A 16805-nucleotide genomic window follows, 5' to 3' on the forward strand; every position below is an offset into this window, starting at 1 on the left:
TTCAAGGGCAGCCGTGCAAAGGTAAGCTTTTGTTCAGAAAATGAGCGTACCAATGCCCAGATGATTTGACTATTCGCTCTTGCGAGTCAAAGTCGTTATACACGATTCCGAAGCGTGGGTAGTAACCTTCTGCCCATTCGAAATTGTCTGTCAGTGTCCAAACAAAATAGCCATGAACCTTATGACCATCATTCTTGGCGCGCAGTACCTGGGCAATATGCTCCTGCAGGTAGTGAAGCCTTTGGCTATCATTCACTTTTCCGTCCTGAACGGTGTCTGGAAAGGCCGCGCCATTTTCAGTAATGTAAATTTTCTTCACCCCCGCATAACTGTCGAATCGTTTGATGATATGGTAGATCGACGGAGGATATACTTCCCATTTCATGGTGGTGAGGGGAACGTTTCTTTTCTCGGCTGGTACCAAGGCGGCATGTAGGTAAGGAGTGAACAAGGCATATTTGACCAGCTCGCGGGTATAATTCTGCAATCCTATGAAGTCAAAATCGAAGCGCATGCGTTCCTCGTCGCCGGGAAGGACGTACTTGTATATGCCTTTTAAGACAGATAGATCTTCCACTGGATATCCCATGCCTAGCGTGGGTTCAACAAACAAACGATTGAACAGGACGTCGGCACGCTGGGCAGCTCGTATATCCCTATTTTTGGATGAAGCTGGTTCAACATGGGTGCAGGAAAAGGTAGTTCCTATCTCTGCCGTGGGCAATAGCCCCTTTAACAAGCGCCCCCCTTCTGCCATGGCAAGCACGGCATGATGCGCCGCGGGCAGAAATTTCTTGAGAGCAGTGTGTCCCGGTGCGTGTAGCCCCAAGAAATAACCAGCTCCTGTAAAGACCATTGGCTCATTGAGCACCATCCAGTGTTTCACCCTGTCGCCATAACGCTGGGCACACAGCTCGGCATAGTTGCAAAACCAAGCGACGATGTCCCTATTGCTCCAGCCACCCTTCAGTTCCAGGGCATGGGGAAGGTCCCAATGGTACAGCGTGACCCAAGGCTCGATACCTTGTGCAAGGCAGCTGTCTATTACGCGGTCGTAGAAATCCAATCCTTTTTGGTTCACCACGGTGCGGTCTCCTTGTGGCAACAATCGTGGCCATGCGATGGAAAAACGGAAATTGGGAATGTGAAGGTCTTTGATGAGGGCGATATCTTGTTCATAGCGCCTGTAAAAGTCGCATGCGACCTGGGCGTGTTGATCGCCTTTTATGCGGCCCTTTTGTTGAGTAAATACATCCCATATAGAAGGCCCTTTTCCGTCTGTAGCAGCACTGCCCTCAGTCTGAAAGGCGGCAGTAGACACTCCCCACTTAAAGTCTTTGCCAAAAAGGTCTCTAGTCACAATTTTCATCTATCATTTAGCCATGGATGAAGCCGCGTTGGTGCCTGAAGGCCGTTTTGAGTCGATACCTACATAGCTTTTCCTTTACTAGCTTTATCCATACAATTGGGTTCCATAATTTTTGCCAATTCATGGGTGTTTCTCCTTTCTTCTACAAGGGAAAGATAGCTATTGTTTGTTAATGGCAAGTTAACTTATCATGATGTTATCGTGATGATATGTAGCCTAGAGAACAAATGACGACAATTGACTGAATTGCCTTAGCCGATCGCCGATTTCTTTTTTCGTGAGGCCCTGCAACCTTTCCGTGCCAAACTGTTCCACGCAGAAGGAAGCCATAGCAGAGCCATAGATGACCGCGGTCTTCATTGTCTGGAAATTGACCTGTCCGTACTGTGCCAAGTAGCCCACAAAACCACCTGCAAACGTGTCTCCGGCACCTGTAGGATCAAATACCGTAGCTAAAGGCAGGGCTGGGGCAGAAAAAACCTGCTTGTCGCCAAAAAGTAGGGCGCCATGCTCCCCCTTTTTTATAATGAGATACCTGGGGCCCATGGCCATGATGGTCTCGGCAGCAGTAACCAAGGCGTATTCACCGGACAATTGCCTTGCCTCTTCATCATTGATGATGAGCACATCTATATGTTGCAGTGTTTCTTTTAGATCGTCCATTGCACTTTCTATCCAAAAGTTCATCGTATCCATGGCAATGAGCTTGGGCCGTTTTTCTAGGCGTTGCAATGCCGTAAGTTGCACCTGCGGAGCTAGATTCCCCAGCAAAATATATTCGCAGTCTTGGTATGAACTTGGGATAATAGGGTCGAAATCTGCCAGTACGTTTAGATCAGTAATAAGTGAGTCGCGACTATTCATGTCATTGTGGTACTTGCCAGACCAAAAGAATGTTTTCTCGTCTTTTTTTACTTGAATTCCTTCTATATCTATGCTATGGTCGCTGAGAATTTTCAGATTGTCTTCACCAAAGTCATTGCCCACCACGCCCACGATCTTCACGTGCGGATAGATATAAGAGGCGGATAGACTGGCATAAGGTGCTGCACCACCTACAATCTTATCCGTTTTTCCAAAAGGGGTTTCAATGGCGTCAAAGGCAACAGATCCTAGTACTATTAAACTCATTTTTTGTGCGTATGGTAATGATTTGGTCGCAAATATAGTGTTTTTTGCTAGAAGCGATTTCTTTTCTCTCTTAAGGCTTAGTGAAAGGAAGCTTTCTTTGGTATTTGTCTTCGCTTGACGAACGAACATACGAGGGAGATAATTATTATTTATTTTTTTTGTTATTTAAATCATAAATGTCGAATATTGCAGTCCGAAAATTCGGAAGCATGGTACACTCCTGAATAGCTCAGCAGGTTAGAGCATCTGACTGTTAATCAGAGGGTCGCTGGTTCGAGCCCAGCTTCAGGAGCAAGCTTCCTATCGGAACATATACATGATGGAATTTTCCTGAATAGCTCAGCAGGTTAGAGCATCTGACTGTTAATCAGAGGGTCGCTGGTTCGAGCCCAGCTTCAGGAGCAAGCCCCGAAACTATCGGGGCTTTTTTTATTTTAGGCCGTGCATTTCTCGTTCTTTAAATTTATATTTGCCCCATCGATTGATTTGCGAAAGGGGTGTGCAAAGGATTTTTCCATTGTATCGAAAGAGTTCTTCATTAAATTTATCCCTAATACTTAGAAATATCTAGACAGTATGAACATTGTAATAGTAGGAGGAGGCCTTGGCGGTGTGAGCCTAGCGAAAAAATTGGCCAAGAACAAGAGTGTGAACGTCACAATAGTTGACCGCAATAACTACCATTTTTTTCCTCCGCTTATCTACCAGGTTGCCACGGCATTTGTAGAAACTTCTATCATCTCATATCCTTTCAGACGGATGTTCAGCAACACGAGCAATTTCCGTTTCCATTATGGAGAAATGCAGGAGATTGATGTGGCTAGAAAAGTCATTGTTACCGAGTTTGGTGAAGTGCCATACGACTATGCGGTTCTGGCAATGGGCACGGAAACCAACTATTTCGGTATGGCCAACGTGACCAAGAATGCGGTACCAATGAAAACCCTGGATGATGCCATGAATCTGCGTAACCGTATACTTGCCAATCTGGAAAAAGCCTCTCAAACAGAGGACCCCGAGCTGCGGAAAAAACTGCTCACGGTGGTGTTGGCGGGTGGTGGCCCCACAGGGGTGGAACTGGCAGGGATGTACGTGTACCTCAACAAGCACCTATTGCCCAAAGAATATCCAGAATTGCTTCGCGATGGCGGCCTAAAGATTATCTTGGTAGATATGCTCCCTGTACTGCTAGGGCCAATGAGCAAGACGGCACAGTCCGAGGCATTGGAAGTACTGCAAAAAAGAGGGGTAGAGGTACGGCTGAACACAGGTGTGAAAGATTTCGTGGACGGCAGGGTGCAGTTTGCCGACGGCTCTTTCATAGAGACCGACACGCTTATATGGACTTCGGGCGTAATAGCTCGTGAAGCCAAGGGCTTGCCGGAGGGTTCTACAGGCAGAGCAAGACGTATCTTGGTGGACGAATACAATAAGGTGCAAACGGTGGACGATGTATATGCCATTGGCGATATCTGCTTCCAAACAACCGATGCAGCTTATCCGAACGGCCACCCGCAATTGGCTCAGGTAGCCATGCAGCAAGGAGATCTATTGGCTTCAAACCTCATCAACAAAATAGAAGGAAGGCCATTGAAGCCATTCGCTTATTTCAATAAAGGCTCTATGGCCATTATCAGCAAAAACAGTGCGGTAGTAGATCTACCTAAGTTTTCCTTTACCGGTTTCTTTGCCTGGATTACCTGGCTTGGCCTACACTGGTTTTATACCTACGGCTTCAGAAATAAGGTGAAGCTGTTCAACGGCTGGTTGTGGTCCTGGCTGGGCAACAATACCAACCTGCGTTTCATCTACCGCGATAAGGAGAAGGAACAGCAATCTTGGCTTGCGGCATACAAAAAGCAGCAAGCGGAGGTGGGGCAGAATGAGCAATAAGCTTCACAAGGTATAACTGTTTTAAAATAAAGTTGATCAAAATGAATATGCTATCAAAAGGCTTGGCCTGTCTCATGGGCTTGCTATTTACTTCTTCCTTGTTTGCACAGCAGGAAGTAGAGATAGCTCCCGCAAAACCAGGTACGCAATATGGTGCTCCTATTAGCATGGGCGATGCGATAGCCATTGCTTCCCTAGAAAGTAAATTGTCTGCCGATACGGTATATAACGGGAAAGTAGAAGGTAAAGTGGTGGAGGTGTGCAAGAAAAAAGGATGCTTCATGAAATTGGAACGGGCGGCAGGCGATCCTATCATGGTGAAGTTTAAGGACTATGCTTTCTTTATGCCGCAAGATATTGTAGGCAAAACCGTAGTTATCGATGGAGAAGCTAAGGTGAGGGAAACCAGCGTAGAACGCTTGAAGCATTTTGCAGAAGATGCCGGTAAATCCAAAGAGGAAATAGCCGCCATAAATGACCCGAAAAAGGACATTGAGCTGGTGGCCAATGGCGTGGTCGTAGTAAAGTAAGGAAAGCAATACCATTATAAAAACGGGAGAGGCAAGTGCGATACGCACTTGCCTCTCCCGTTTTTATACCTCATGTATATATAATCTACAGCAGTTCTTGGAGTAAACCCTTCCAGCCCGCTATGGCTTGTACCATTTGCGGCAGTTGGGCAATAGCCACGCGTTCTTGTTCCATGCTATCGCGGTGCCGTATGGTGACGGTATCGTCTTCCAGCGACTGATGATCTATGGTGATACACAGTGGTGTGCCTATGGCGTCTTGTCTTCTGTAACGCTTGCCTATTGAGTCCTTCTCGTCATACTGAATGTTGAAGTCCAATCGCAGGGCATTGACTATTTCGTGCGCTTTTTCAGGCAGACCATCTTTTTTCGTCAAAGGTAAGATCGCCGCCTTGATGGGGGCGAGAGCCGGATGGAGGTGCAGTACCCTACGCGAATCTTGCTTGTCCTCCGTACTGAGATCTTGCTCTTCGTAAGCATTGCATAGTGCTGTGAGGAACATGCGGTCTAGGCCTATGGAAGTTTCGATTACAAAAGGTACATAACTTTGGTTTATCTCGTTGTCGAAATACTGCATCTTCTTGCCGGAGAATTTTTGGTGTTGGCTCAAGTCAAAGTCGGTGCGCGAGTGGATGCCCTCTACCTCCTTGAAGCCAAAGGGAAATTCATATTCGATATCTACGGCAGCATTGGCATAGTGCGCCAATTTTACGTGGTCGTGATAGCGGTACTTGCTGGCTTCTGGTTTCAGGGCTAGGTGCCATTTGAGGCGAAGAGCCTTCCATTTTTCGTACCATTCCAGCTCTGTGCCGGGGCGCACGAAAAACTGCATTTCCATTTGCTCAAATTCACGCATGCGCATGATGAACTGCCGGGCGATTACCTCATTGCGAAAAGCCTTGCCGATTTGGGCTATGCCAAAGGGGATTTTCATGCGGCCTGATTTCTGCACGTTGAGGAAGTTGACAAATATACCTTGAGCGGTTTCCGGCCGTAAGTACACTTCGTCGGAACCGTCTGCCATGGCACCCATCTGGGTGGAGAACATGAGGTTGAACTGCCTTACTTCCGTCCAGTTTCTGGTACCACTGATGGGGCATACAATTTCATATTCCTCAATAAGTGTCTTCAACCGGGGCAAATCATCTGCTTCCAAGGCGCTGTCCAGCTCGCTTTGCAATGTTTTGGCCTTTTCCGTCTTGCCGTCTTTTTCAAAGCGCGCAATCTTGTCTTCTATCAACTGATCGGCACGATAGCGCTTCTTGGAATCTTTGTTATCTATCATCGGGTCGTTGAACCCGTCTACGTGGCCCGATGCCTTCCATATCTTGGGGTGCATAAATATGGCCGAGTCAATGCCCACGATATTGTCGTTGAGCTGTACCATCGCTTTCCACCAGTAGGTCTTGATGTTGTTTTTTAGCTCGGTACCCAGTTGCCCATAATCGTATACGGCACTCAGGCCATCGTATATTTCACTCGAAGGGAATACAAAACCGTATTCCTTTGCATGCGATATGACGTTTTTGAACTGTTCGTCGTTGTTTTTGCTCATAATGCAGCAAACATAGATAAATTGCTTTGGATAGACAACATTGTAGGGTGTATTTCAAATCTTCGTTTTTACCAAGCTACAAGCTTGGTTTTATTTCAAGGCACAAGCTGACCTATCCGCACAAAGCCATGATCCCAAAGCTTGCGCCAGTTCTCGTACCAATACTGGCGCAAGCTTAAGGGCGGGAAAGGGTGGTGGCCTAGCTTGGGCCGACCAATAAGAAGAAGCTTGCAGCTTCGCATTAAGCCTTGTGAAGGTTTGAATTGCCCCATATTGTATGTGCCGTACAATTTCGCTAAGTTTGGAGAGTAAATTTAAATATTACTTATGAAAAGAAGGGGTGCCGTCAGATTCTTGGCCATCTTTTGCTGTTGCCTGACCGTCATGGCCGTGGGCTGCCTATCTGGGAGCGATAGGTATATATCTTCGCGTATGGGCATGCAGATTCATACGGAGCGCCTGGAGAACTTATATAGCCTGCTCGCCTACCGGGATGGGGGAATTCCACTGGTCAGTGCCCATCGTGGCGGGCCGGGGCCTGGATATCCCGAGAATGCGTTGGAAACATTCATGCACCGTGCTGCCACACAGCCGCTGGTCATTGAATGCGACATAGCCTTGAGCAAGGATTCCGTACTGGTATTGATGCATGATGATAAGCTGGACCGCACCACCACCGGAAAGGGATACCTTAAAGACTTTACTTATGAGGAGCTCGCGAGGTTGCAACTGAGGGATACGGACGGCAAAGTGACGGATTTTAAAATACCCAAACTGGATGATGCCCTCAACTGGGGCAAGGGCAAAGTGCTCTTTACTTTGGACGTGAAGCGGGGCGTGCCGTATGACCTGGTGATAGATGCCGTACGGAGAAATCGTGCGGAGGCCTCATCCATTATCATCACCTATAACGCCGGCCAGGCAGAGGAGGTGTATCAATTGGCGCCAGAGTTGATGATATCTGCTTCCATAGCCAAGATAGATGACCTGGTTCGATTGTCAGAACTGGGGGTGCCAGACAATAGATTGGTAGCTTTTGTGGGCATAAGGGAACCCGATACCGCTCTATATACACGCTTGCACGAGCATGGTATCCGCTGTATCCTTGGAACCATGGGCAACTTGGATGCACGTGCGGTAGCGCGGGGAGACTCGGTTTACTACGGATTGGTACAGCGCGGTGCGGACATGCTGTCTACCGATAGGCCCGAGGAAGCAGGCGCACAACTATTGCGCTTTGTGACGGACAGACACCTCAAATCCGATTTCATTTACTAATGGCTATCAGCGTCAAAAACCTGAACGTAAAGTATGGGACTAAGCCCATCATAACAGATCTATCCTTTGAGGTTCCTTCTCGTACGGTGCTGGGATTACTGGGGCCCAACGGTGCCGGCAAATCCACCTTGATGAAATGTCTCGCAGGTGTCATAGACCCATTCTCTGGAGCCATCTGCATGAACGGAAAGGCGATAGGCATAAGGCATGCTTCCATCAGGAAACAGATAGGATATCTCCCCGAAGAAAACCCGCTTTACCGATCGATGTATGTACTTGAAAGCCTAGACCATCATTGCCGGTACTATGGGGTGAAAAATGCAAAAAGCCGTATAGATGAGTTATGCGATCAGCTAGGGCTGGCGGAGATGAAAAATCGGAAAATCGGTACTTTGTCCAAGGGCTACAAGCAGCGATTGGGTATTGCGCATGCCCTTGTGCACGACCCAGAGCTGATTTTATTGGATGAACCCACTTCTGGCCTAGACCCCAATCAGCTGCACGATATTAACCGATTTTTGGTCGAATTAGGACAATCCAAGACCATTATACTGTCCACCCACTCGCTCCACGACGTGAGAAATACCTGTAACGACATCATCATGATGAACCATGGGAAGAAAGTGCATGAAGGAGATACACATTCTTTATTGTCTAATAATGAGGTATTAAGCTTGGAAAGTCTTTTTGAGTCGCTGCGATAGCAACGAGCTATTTTCCATGTTGGAAAACCAGCTTGGCATAGTTTGTGTTTGAATGATATAACGTTAACTAATAGTAACATTTATTCAAACATTTCAACTATGAAAAGATTATTTTTATTTTCAGCTTTGGTATTGGGTGGCGTATTCACGCTTTCAGCCCAAGAAGTATCAAGACCACAAACATCGGCATCGGTAGGAAGAGCCCCCATACAAGCAGGTAACTGGATGGTAGGCGGTGCTTTAGGGTCTTTGGGCTATGGATTTGAGTCTGAATCTTTTAATATCAATTTGAATCCACGTGCAGGATACTTTATTTCTGATGGTATTGTTATAGGTTTGGGAGCAAACTTGGGTTTTGCCACTCATCCTGATACCGAAAATGATTGGACATATAGCGTAGCTCCTTTCGTTCGTTATTTCTTCCCCGAAGGTGCATCGTCAACCGGGCGCTTTTTCGGTCAGGTTGGTGCAGGTATAGGTGGCAGTCGAGGAGGTTCAGGTGTTAGCTTTGCCGGTGACCTGGGATTAGGATATGCCCACTTTATTACAGAAAGCGTGGCTTTGGAAGCAGTAGTTGGTTATAACTATTCTAAAGCAGGTGGCGGAAGTGCTACTGCGTAAAACGGATTGGGCGCAAGTCTTGGATTCCAGATCTATCTACCTGGTCAACGCTAGTAGCTCACTATATATTTTTAAATTTTTACAGGACATCGGGCATGGGCTCGATGTCCTTTTGTTTTTTAATATGCAGGACAAAGAAGAAACTGACTAATTGTCTTAAAAAGTCAGTTTTTGATAAAATGGCAGTTTTTACAAAATATAGGTTTTGTCATTTCAAAAACATTCGTTTGTCATGCCATAAAAATATGATATTAATAATCAGCGCTTGACTTTTTTTCGTCTGAAAATATTGCCTGACAGCTACTGACATGGCATCTTTCTTGGCAATAAGCCTACAAATGAGGTGAAGTACACCTTTATTTGCTAACATAAATTATTATTGAAAGATGAAAAAATTACTATTAACTGCCGTGGCAGCTTTGGCTATTTCGTTCGGCGCTAAGGCACAAACAGAACAAGGAAAAATAATTTTGGGAGGATCTGTTGGTTATTCTTACGATCATTTGAATGGATCCGATGCCAATACGCAAAGTTTCAATGTGACGCCTAACATTGGTTATTTCATTTCGGATAATTTTGCGATCGGTACGCGCGTAGGATATGCATATAGACAAGAAAAAGACGGGGAAATCAAAGATAAGTGGGGTAGCTTCGTTGCAGTTCCTTTTGCCCGTAAATATTCGGGGACAGAAACTTTTAAATTTTTTGGCGAACTATCTGTACCGATGGCCTGGGGAACTGTGAAAAATGACGGCACCAAGGTTGCTAGCACCGCGAACTATGGTGTGCAGCTATCTCCAGGAGTGGCTTTCTTCCCCAAAAGCAACTTTGGTATAGAACTAAGTGTAAGAGGCTTGTACTATGGTAATGATAGATTCACCAATGAGATTACTGGCGGCAAGTCCATTTCCAATTCCTTTGGATTGGCAAGTAATTTCTTTTCGCCGCAGTTAGGTGTTCAGTTTTATTTTTAGGACTAGATATCGATTTCTCATAGACAAAAGATGCTCCAATGGGGCATCTTTTGTCGTTTCGGTCCCCCTGCTCCTACACTAATTTGAATTGAACTAGTTGTAAAAAAAGACTATCTCTTGTATATCAGAGCTGTTTTGGCTATTTTTGCGGCCACCATTGGCTGTCTTAAATAAAAAACAAACATGTCCAATCCTGCAGTACAAGAGGAAACGTTCACTTTGGAGGAAATACTTGCTGTAGCCAGAAATTCCCATCGGCTCATACTCTGGAATGATGATATCAATACTTTTGACCACGTTATCTATTGCCTAATGAAATACTTAGACTATACGGAGTACCAGGCAGAGCAGATAGCATGGAAAGTTCATAATGAAGGCAAGTGTGCTATTTTGGAAGGTTCCTATACCGAGATAGAGGTATATAGGAAAATCTTAAAGGGAGAAGGCCTCACTGTAAGTGTCGAATAATAAGAACTGTCCCAAGTTCTTGCCTGTCTTCCTCTCCCAGCGTAAGGGAGAAATGTAATAATGTAGTTACCCCTCATACTTGTGACAAAAGAATGCCTGCTCGTATAACGATTAGCACTATTTTTGTCACCCTTGTACAAAATACTGAAACAAACAATAAAAAACATGCATAACGTTGTAAAGCCTATATTCTTTATATATCTATTTATATGTTATTCCATATCCTCTGCTTTGGCGCAACAGACATCCCAAATACGAGGCATAGTGGTCGATTCGCTATCCAAGGAGGCGGTTGACTTTGCCAGCGTGAGCCTGCTCTCGCCCACTCAGCAGCCTATTAAGCACGTGCAGACCGATGAAAAGGGTGGCTTTAGCTTGGAGGGAATACCTGCAGGTAATTACATATTGCGCATAAGTTTTTTGGGATATGAGCGCTTTGAGCGAAATCCACTTTTTGTAACTGCCGGCAAGAATGTAGACCTAGGAACTATCCAAATGCGGATGTCTCAGGAAAACGTCCTGCGTGAGGTGGTGATAGAGGGGCAAACTCCCACCATGGAAGTGGGGATAGACCGCAAGGTGTTTGACGTGTCGCAAAGCATCGTGAGCGAAGGAGGTACCACCTCGGACTTGCTGCAGAACGTACCTTCTCTATCAGTAGATATGGATGGCAATGTGGGTCTGCGTGGCTCTACCAATGTTCGTATACTGATAGACGGAAAACCTTCTGCCCTTGCAGGAAGCAATATCAACACCTTGCTGGAATCCCTGCCAGCCAATTCCGTTCAACGTATTGAGGTGATGTCCAACCCCTCATCCAAGTATGACCCAGAGGGTCAAGGCGGCATCATTAATATTATCCTGAAGAAAAATATCCGCACGGGCTTCAACGGCATGGTGCGTGGTGGAGGAGGCTCTTATAATAACTACAATGGCGGACTGGACCTGAACTATCGGGACAGCAAGTTCAACTATTTCACCGGCTACAATTACAACAGAAGAAATGCGCCCGGTAATGGATACAATGACAACCAATACCTCAACGGAAGCCGCGTGTACAATACCAGCGATAACCAGCGTACGGGCAATAACCACATGATTCGCTTGGGGGCCGACTATTTCCTCAATGAGAAAACCACGATAGGACTTTCCGGAAATATGAGCATAAGGGATAATATTCGTAGGGAAGACCTGTACTATACTTATTATAATACATCGGGATCGGCCACGGGCACCAGCGAGCGATATACCCGACAGAATGAAGACGACCGTGCTTATGACCTCAACCTGGATTTCAAGCGCGAGTTTAAGCGCGAAGGGGAGGAGTTGATGGCCAATGTCTCCTATGGCAGGAGCAAGGAAGACGGTATACAGACCTTTAATCAGTTTGCCTCTGATCCCTCTATTTCGATAGACAATGATCGAATCAACGACACCTATGAGGATGGTAATAACACCAATATCCAGATCGACTATACCTTGCCCTTTAGCGGTGACCAAAAACTGGAAGCGGGCTATCGCACTACCTTGCGCAATGGGAACGAACAGCAGCTGTCCGACATACGGAATCCTCAGACGGGACAGTACGAGCGCGATTACGACTTGACCAACGATTTCAATATTGAAGATATCGTTCATGCCCTGTATGCCAATTACCAGAACAAGTTGACCGACAAATTGGGCTATCAGGTAGGGCTGAGGGCAGAACAGGCTTACCTGAATACCGAATATATCAGCTACGATCCCGAGTTGTCGCCCGAAGATCGGATAGCCAAGGGCCGATTGGATTACTTCCGTGTCTACCCGAGCGTTTACATTACCCAAGAGCTTGCCAATGACCAATCCCTGCAACTGAGCTATACCAGAAGGGTGAATAGGCCACGGGGATGGCAGGTGAATCCCTTTGTAGATGTTTCCGATCCGCTGAATTTGCGGCAAGGGAATCCCAATCTGATGCCAGAAGATATCCACTCCATGGAATTGGGATACAACAAGAAATGGGGCAAGGTAAGCCTTACCTCCACCGTATATCACCGTATTACCAATGATGTTATCCAAATGATAGTCGATTCTGCCAATGTGGAGACGAACGCCACGTTCTCCAGTTTTCAGAACATCAGCCAAAACCGGGCTACGGGAATTGAACTTATTTCGCAATTTACTGTGGGCCCGAGAATGGACTTCATGGCCAATTTCAATGGCAATTACCTAGCTTTCAAGGGAAGTGAAGAATTTGGCGTGGCAGAGAATAGCGGTTTCAACTGGGATGCCAATTTGACGGCCAATGGACGCATAGCCAAGGGCCTTACCGCACAATTGCGGGCAAATTACATGGCGCCAAGGGTGATGGCTCAGGGAAAATCATTTGATATGGTAATGGTAGATGCGGGCTTCAAACTTGCCGTATTGAAAGACAAGGGAAGCCTGATGCTCAACGTGCGCGATATCTTCAACCAACGCCGCTTTGGTGGCGAACAATTTACGGCGCAGTTCAACAGGCAGTTCCAACGCAGGATGATGCAAGGGCCGATGGCCATGCTTACCTTCAGCTATCGTTTTGGCATGAAGCTGCCAGACCATAAGGAAGACAGAGACAAGCAGCAAAATAATGGCGACGAAATGGGGGGTGGCGAGCAGTTTTAATGTGCGCTTTTCTTAAAAAGATGTACCTTTGGCCTAACTAAAAACTGAACAACATGTATACTGGACTTAGACACTTACACTCGGGCTTGCGTTATGTCGTATTGTTGCTGCTCATCATTGCTGTCATCACTGCTATCAGTGGCCTACTTGGCAAGAAGGCATACACCGAAGGCAATAGAAAGCTCAATCTCTTTACCCTCATTTTTACCCATGTGCAGCTTTTGGTTGGCTTGGGGCTGTATTTTATCAGCACGAAGGTAGATTTCTCCAATATAGGTGCCAACAGTGGTATTCGTTATTGGACGGCAGAGCACAGTACGATGATGCTGATAGCGGTAATACTTATTACCATAGGACATTCAAAATCCAAGAAGGCACTTACCGCTTCAGCAAAATTCAAAAAGATAGCCGTTTTCTATACCATCGCTTTGATTATTATCCTAGCGACCATTCTTATGGCCGTAAGCAAGGGTTTCATTACTTTCTGGGGTTTTTAAGTCTTACTTGTATTGATATAACTGGCAATGGAATGGCGTCTGTTTGCAGAATTGATTGATTTTGTTAAAAATTGACAATTTATTTGTATTTACAAAATTTAATACTAGGTTTGCGTCAACATGATTATCGAAGTATATATGCATAGCTGGTGGTGGCCTACTCAAAAGTAGAGCGCCGGGCATATGTTTAAAGATATTGATAATCAACACAAACCTTAAAAATTACTAACCCGACGCTGTCAACGTCGGGTTTTTTTTGTGGCTGTGATTGGCGCTTTAATATAGGATTTAATTAATTTGAACAAATGGGTACATATCATTTAAATACGAAGTACAAAAGACTCTTAGCAGATACTACTACGCCGGTAAGCATTTACCTCAGATTGCGGGATGTGTTTCCCAATAGCTTGCTCTTGGAGAGCTCGGACTACCATAGCCGCGAAAACAACATGAGCTATGTATGTTGCGACCCTATGGCGGGCATCGTACTGAACGATAAGGTACTCGAAACACGCTATCCTGACGGCAGCCAGGAGACTGTGCCCGTAGATAAGGTAAATTTGCGGTCCGCGGTATCCGCATTTTGCCGGTCTTTCAGTTCGGAAGGGGAAGGAGATTTTCGTTTTATATCCAATGGATTGTTTGGTTATTTTACTTATGATGCAGTCACCCATTTCGAGGATATTGAACTCCATACGCCTACAGACCCGGCCAGGGAAATTCCCTTTTTGCAATACCATGTATACCGCTACGTCATAGCAATCGATCACTTTAGAAACGAATTGTATGTGTTTGAGCATCAATATGGAGACCGTGAGGAAGAAAGTGGGCTTGAGAAAATGCAATACTTGATTCAAAACAAAGATTTTCCGGAATATAGCTTTGAGTTGAGTGGTGAGGAGGGGTCCAATAGGACAGATGAAGAGCATAAGCGGCTGGTAGAATTGATGAAAAAACATATCTATCGCGGAGATGTGTTTCAGATAGTTCCCAGCAGGGCTTTCTCACATCCTTTCATAGGCGACGAGTTCAACGTCTATCGAGCGTTGCGTTCCATAAACCCCTCGCCCTATTTGTTCTACTTTGATTATGGTAATTTTAAGCTGTTCGGATCTTCACCTGAAGCACAGATAACGATCAAGGGCGAAGAGGCTTCTATATTTCCCATAGCGGGCACTTTTAAGAGAACAGGTAGTTTGCAACGCGATTTGCAGGTTGCGGAAGAATTAAAGGACGATGCCAAGGAAAGTGCGGAGCACGTGATGCTGGTAGACCTTGCCAGGAACGACCTGAGCAGGCATTGTGATGCTGTGGAGGTCAAATCCTTTAAGGAAGCGCAGTTTTACTCCCATGTCATCCACCTGGTATCCAAAGTGACGGGTAAGCTGCAAGCCAATAGCAATCCCTTTGACGTGGTGGGCGATACTTTTCCTGCCGGAACCCTGAGTGGTGCTCCTAAACACATGGCTATGCAGTTGATAGATCGTTATGAGGGGCAGTACAGGGGGTTTTATAGCGGTGCCATTGGCTACATGGGCTTTAACGGCGATTTCAATCATGCCATTATGATTCGTACTTTCCTGAGCAAGGAACACGTACTGCACTATCAGGCTGGAGGAGGCATTGTAGCCGATTCAGACCCGGAAAGTGAGCTTAATGAAGTGAATAACAAAATTGCCGCATTGCGCAAAGCGTTGGAGCTAGCGCAAGAGATAGGCTGAGAAAATTAAAAAGTAAAAAACAAAAAGTAAAAAATAAAACGAATCAATGAGCCCGTTATCTACGAATCCCAGCATATTGGTTATTGACAACTACGATTCTTTTACGTTCAATCTGGTACATCTGCTGCACGAATGCGGCATGGACTGTACTGTTTGGCGCAATGATAAATTCCAATTGGAAGATGTGGCTTCCTTTGATAAGATTCTGCTCTCGCCGGGACCGGGGATACCGGAAGAGGCGGGACTGTTGATGGACGTTATCCGTCGATATGGAGAAAGCAAGAGCATTCTTGGCGTATGCTTGGGCCTGCAGGCCATTGCCGAGGTGTATGGTGGCAAACTATTCAATTTGAGCAAACCGGTGCATGGGGTTGCTACCACCCTACAGGTGACCGATGGTGATGATTTGCTGTTTCGGGGATTGCCCCAAAGCTTTCTGGTGGGGCGCTATCACTCCTGGGCAGTGAGTGGCGATGACCTGCCGGAGGAACTAAAAGTGACCGCTGTTGACAGCAAGGGCGTTATTATGGCGGCATCGCATAAGCACTATCAGGTACATGGGGTGCAATTTCACCCAGAGTCGGTATTAAGTGAATATGGACGGGAAATGATATTAAACTGGATAAAAGAATAAGCATGACGATACTGGATAAGATCATAGCTCGAAAGAGAGAGGAAGTAGCAATAGCAAAAAAAACAGTCCCTTTGGCGCATTTGGAAAGGCTTCCTTTTTTTGAGCGTTCGTGCTATCAGCTGGCCGATTTTGTTCGCGATGAGGAAAGGACGGGCATTATAAGCGAATTCAAGCGGGCGTCGCCTTCGAAAGGACTTATAAATGGGACAGCAGATGTAGTTGAGGTGGTATCCGGCTACGATGCTGCCGGTGCATCGGCCATATCCGTCCTCACCGATAAGGATTTTTTCAAAGGCTCCTTGAACGACTTGGTAGAGGCTAGAAGGGCAGTAAATATCCCCTTGCTTCGTAAGGATTTTACAATAGATGAATACCAGGTTGCGGAAGCAAAAGCTCATGGCGCGGATATCATATTGCTCATAGCTGCTGCGATGTCTACCGATGATCTGCACCGCTTGGCAGCCTATTCGAAGAATTTGGGCTTGAATGTCTTGCTGGAAGTGCATAGCGAGGAAGAGCTGCACGATTGCTTATTTGACGAAGTAGATGCTATAGGTGTGAACAATCGCAACTTAAAAGACTTTGTCGTGTCGGTAGAAAACGCCATCCGCCTGGCACCCCAAATTCCCGATCGCTATATCAAGGTAGCCGAGAGTGGCATAAGTGATCCAGCAACCATAAGACAACTGAAGCAAGTAGGTTTCGATGCCTTTCTCATTGGAGAAAATTTTATGAAGAGCAACAACCCCGCGCAGGCAATTAAGGACTTTGTCTCCCAGTTGTAGCA

At 46.0% G+C, this 16805-nt stretch carries 15 protein-coding genes and 2 tRNA genes; 14 read left to right on the forward strand and 3 right to left on the reverse strand.

The window, feature by feature from the left end:
- Position 1 precedes the first annotated feature (1 nt).
- Positions 2–1369 (reverse strand): GH1 family beta-glucosidase, encoded by a 1368-nt coding sequence (locus A37S_RS0100955; protein ID WP_036600781.1) that lies wholly within the window; start codon positions 1367–1369, stop codon positions 2–4.
- A 216-nt stretch (positions 1370–1585) separates the two neighbouring features.
- On the reverse strand, positions 1586–2500 hold the full coding sequence (locus A37S_RS0100960) for a PfkB family carbohydrate kinase (RefSeq protein ID WP_028295379.1): 915 nt from the start codon (positions 2498–2500) through the stop codon (positions 1586–1588).
- Positions 2501–2718: 218 nt separating this feature from the next.
- Here A37S_RS0100960 and A37S_RS0100965 point away from each other — a divergent pair.
- The 4 genes from A37S_RS0100965 (at position 2719) to A37S_RS0100980 (ending at position 4923) form a co-directional block, all read left to right on the forward strand.
- Positions 2719–2792 (forward strand) — tRNA-Asn (locus A37S_RS0100965).
- 36 nt (positions 2793–2828) lie between these two features.
- Positions 2829–2902: transfer RNA gene (locus tag A37S_RS0100970), tRNA-Asn, on the forward strand.
- Positions 2903–3076: 174 nt separating this feature from the next.
- Positions 3077–4393: an NAD(P)/FAD-dependent oxidoreductase gene (locus A37S_RS23115; protein ID WP_051292617.1), complete on the forward strand. Its 1317-nt coding sequence runs from the start codon at positions 3077–3079 to the stop codon at positions 4391–4393.
- Between the two features lie 41 nt (positions 4394–4434).
- The gene (locus tag A37S_RS0100980) at positions 4435–4923 is read left to right on the forward strand and encodes a DUF4920 domain-containing protein (RefSeq protein ID WP_245586278.1); all 489 of its coding nucleotides are present in this window, start codon (positions 4435–4437) and stop codon (positions 4921–4923) included.
- Between the two features lie 85 nt (positions 4924–5008).
- On the opposite strand, the gene A37S_RS0100985 is transcribed toward A37S_RS0100980, so the two are convergent.
- On the reverse strand, positions 5009–6478 hold the full coding sequence (locus A37S_RS0100985; RefSeq protein WP_028295381.1) for a glycine--tRNA ligase: 1470 nt from the start codon (positions 6476–6478) through the stop codon (positions 5009–5011).
- 327 nt (positions 6479–6805) lie between these two features.
- Between A37S_RS0100985 and A37S_RS23120 the strand changes: the two genes are divergently transcribed.
- The 10 genes from A37S_RS23120 to trpC all read left to right on the forward strand — a co-directional run bounded on the left by A37S_RS23120 (position 6806) and on the right by trpC (position 16803).
- A complete protein-coding gene (locus A37S_RS23120; protein ID WP_051292618.1) occupies positions 6806–7756 on the forward strand; it encodes a glycerophosphodiester phosphodiesterase family protein in 951 nt (316 codons plus the stop codon).
- Positions 7756–8460 (forward strand): ABC transporter ATP-binding protein, encoded by a 705-nt coding sequence (locus A37S_RS0100995; RefSeq protein ID WP_028295382.1) that lies wholly within the window; start codon positions 7756–7758, stop codon positions 8458–8460. Before A37S_RS23120 ends, A37S_RS0100995 begins: the two co-directional genes overlap by 1 nt.
- 99 nt (positions 8461–8559) lie before the next feature.
- Positions 8560–9081, forward strand: a complete 522-nt coding sequence (locus A37S_RS23125; RefSeq protein WP_051292619.1) for a hypothetical protein — start codon at positions 8560–8562, stop codon at positions 9079–9081.
- A gap of 386 nt (positions 9082–9467) precedes the next feature.
- A complete protein-coding gene (locus A37S_RS0101010; RefSeq protein ID WP_028295383.1) occupies positions 9468–10055 on the forward strand; it encodes an outer membrane beta-barrel protein in 588 nt (195 codons plus the stop codon).
- A 183-nt stretch (positions 10056–10238) separates the two neighbouring features.
- Positions 10239–10523, forward strand: a complete 285-nt coding sequence (locus A37S_RS0101015) for an ATP-dependent Clp protease adaptor ClpS (protein WP_028295384.1) — start codon at positions 10239–10241, stop codon at positions 10521–10523.
- A 165-nt stretch (positions 10524–10688) separates the two neighbouring features.
- The gene (locus A37S_RS0101020; protein ID WP_028295385.1) at positions 10689–13166 is read left to right on the forward strand and encodes a TonB-dependent receptor; all 2478 of its coding nucleotides are present in this window, start codon (positions 10689–10691) and stop codon (positions 13164–13166) included.
- A 53-nt stretch (positions 13167–13219) separates the two neighbouring features.
- A complete protein-coding gene (locus A37S_RS0101025) occupies positions 13220–13663 on the forward strand; it encodes a hypothetical protein (protein WP_028295386.1) in 444 nt (147 codons plus the stop codon).
- Between the two features lie 305 nt (positions 13664–13968).
- Positions 13969–15384 (forward strand): anthranilate synthase component I family protein, encoded by a 1416-nt coding sequence (locus tag A37S_RS0101030; protein ID WP_028295387.1) that lies wholly within the window; start codon positions 13969–13971, stop codon positions 15382–15384.
- A gap of 46 nt (positions 15385–15430) precedes the next feature.
- On the forward strand, positions 15431–16018 hold the full coding sequence (locus A37S_RS0101035; RefSeq protein ID WP_028295388.1) for an anthranilate synthase component II: 588 nt from the start codon (positions 15431–15433) through the stop codon (positions 16016–16018).
- Between the two features lie 2 nt (positions 16019–16020).
- Positions 16021–16803 carry an indole-3-glycerol phosphate synthase TrpC gene (gene trpC, locus A37S_RS0101040; RefSeq protein WP_028295389.1) on the forward strand — a complete coding sequence of 261 codons (783 nt, stop codon included), beginning with the start codon at positions 16021–16023 and terminating at the stop codon, positions 16801–16803.
- Positions 16804–16805: the final 2 nt, after the last annotated feature.

Origin of the sequence: Olivibacter sitiensis DSM 17696 (assembly GCF_000427965.1) — a bacterium.
Taxonomy (GTDB): domain Bacteria; phylum Bacteroidota; class Bacteroidia; order Sphingobacteriales; family Sphingobacteriaceae; genus Olivibacter; species Olivibacter sitiensis.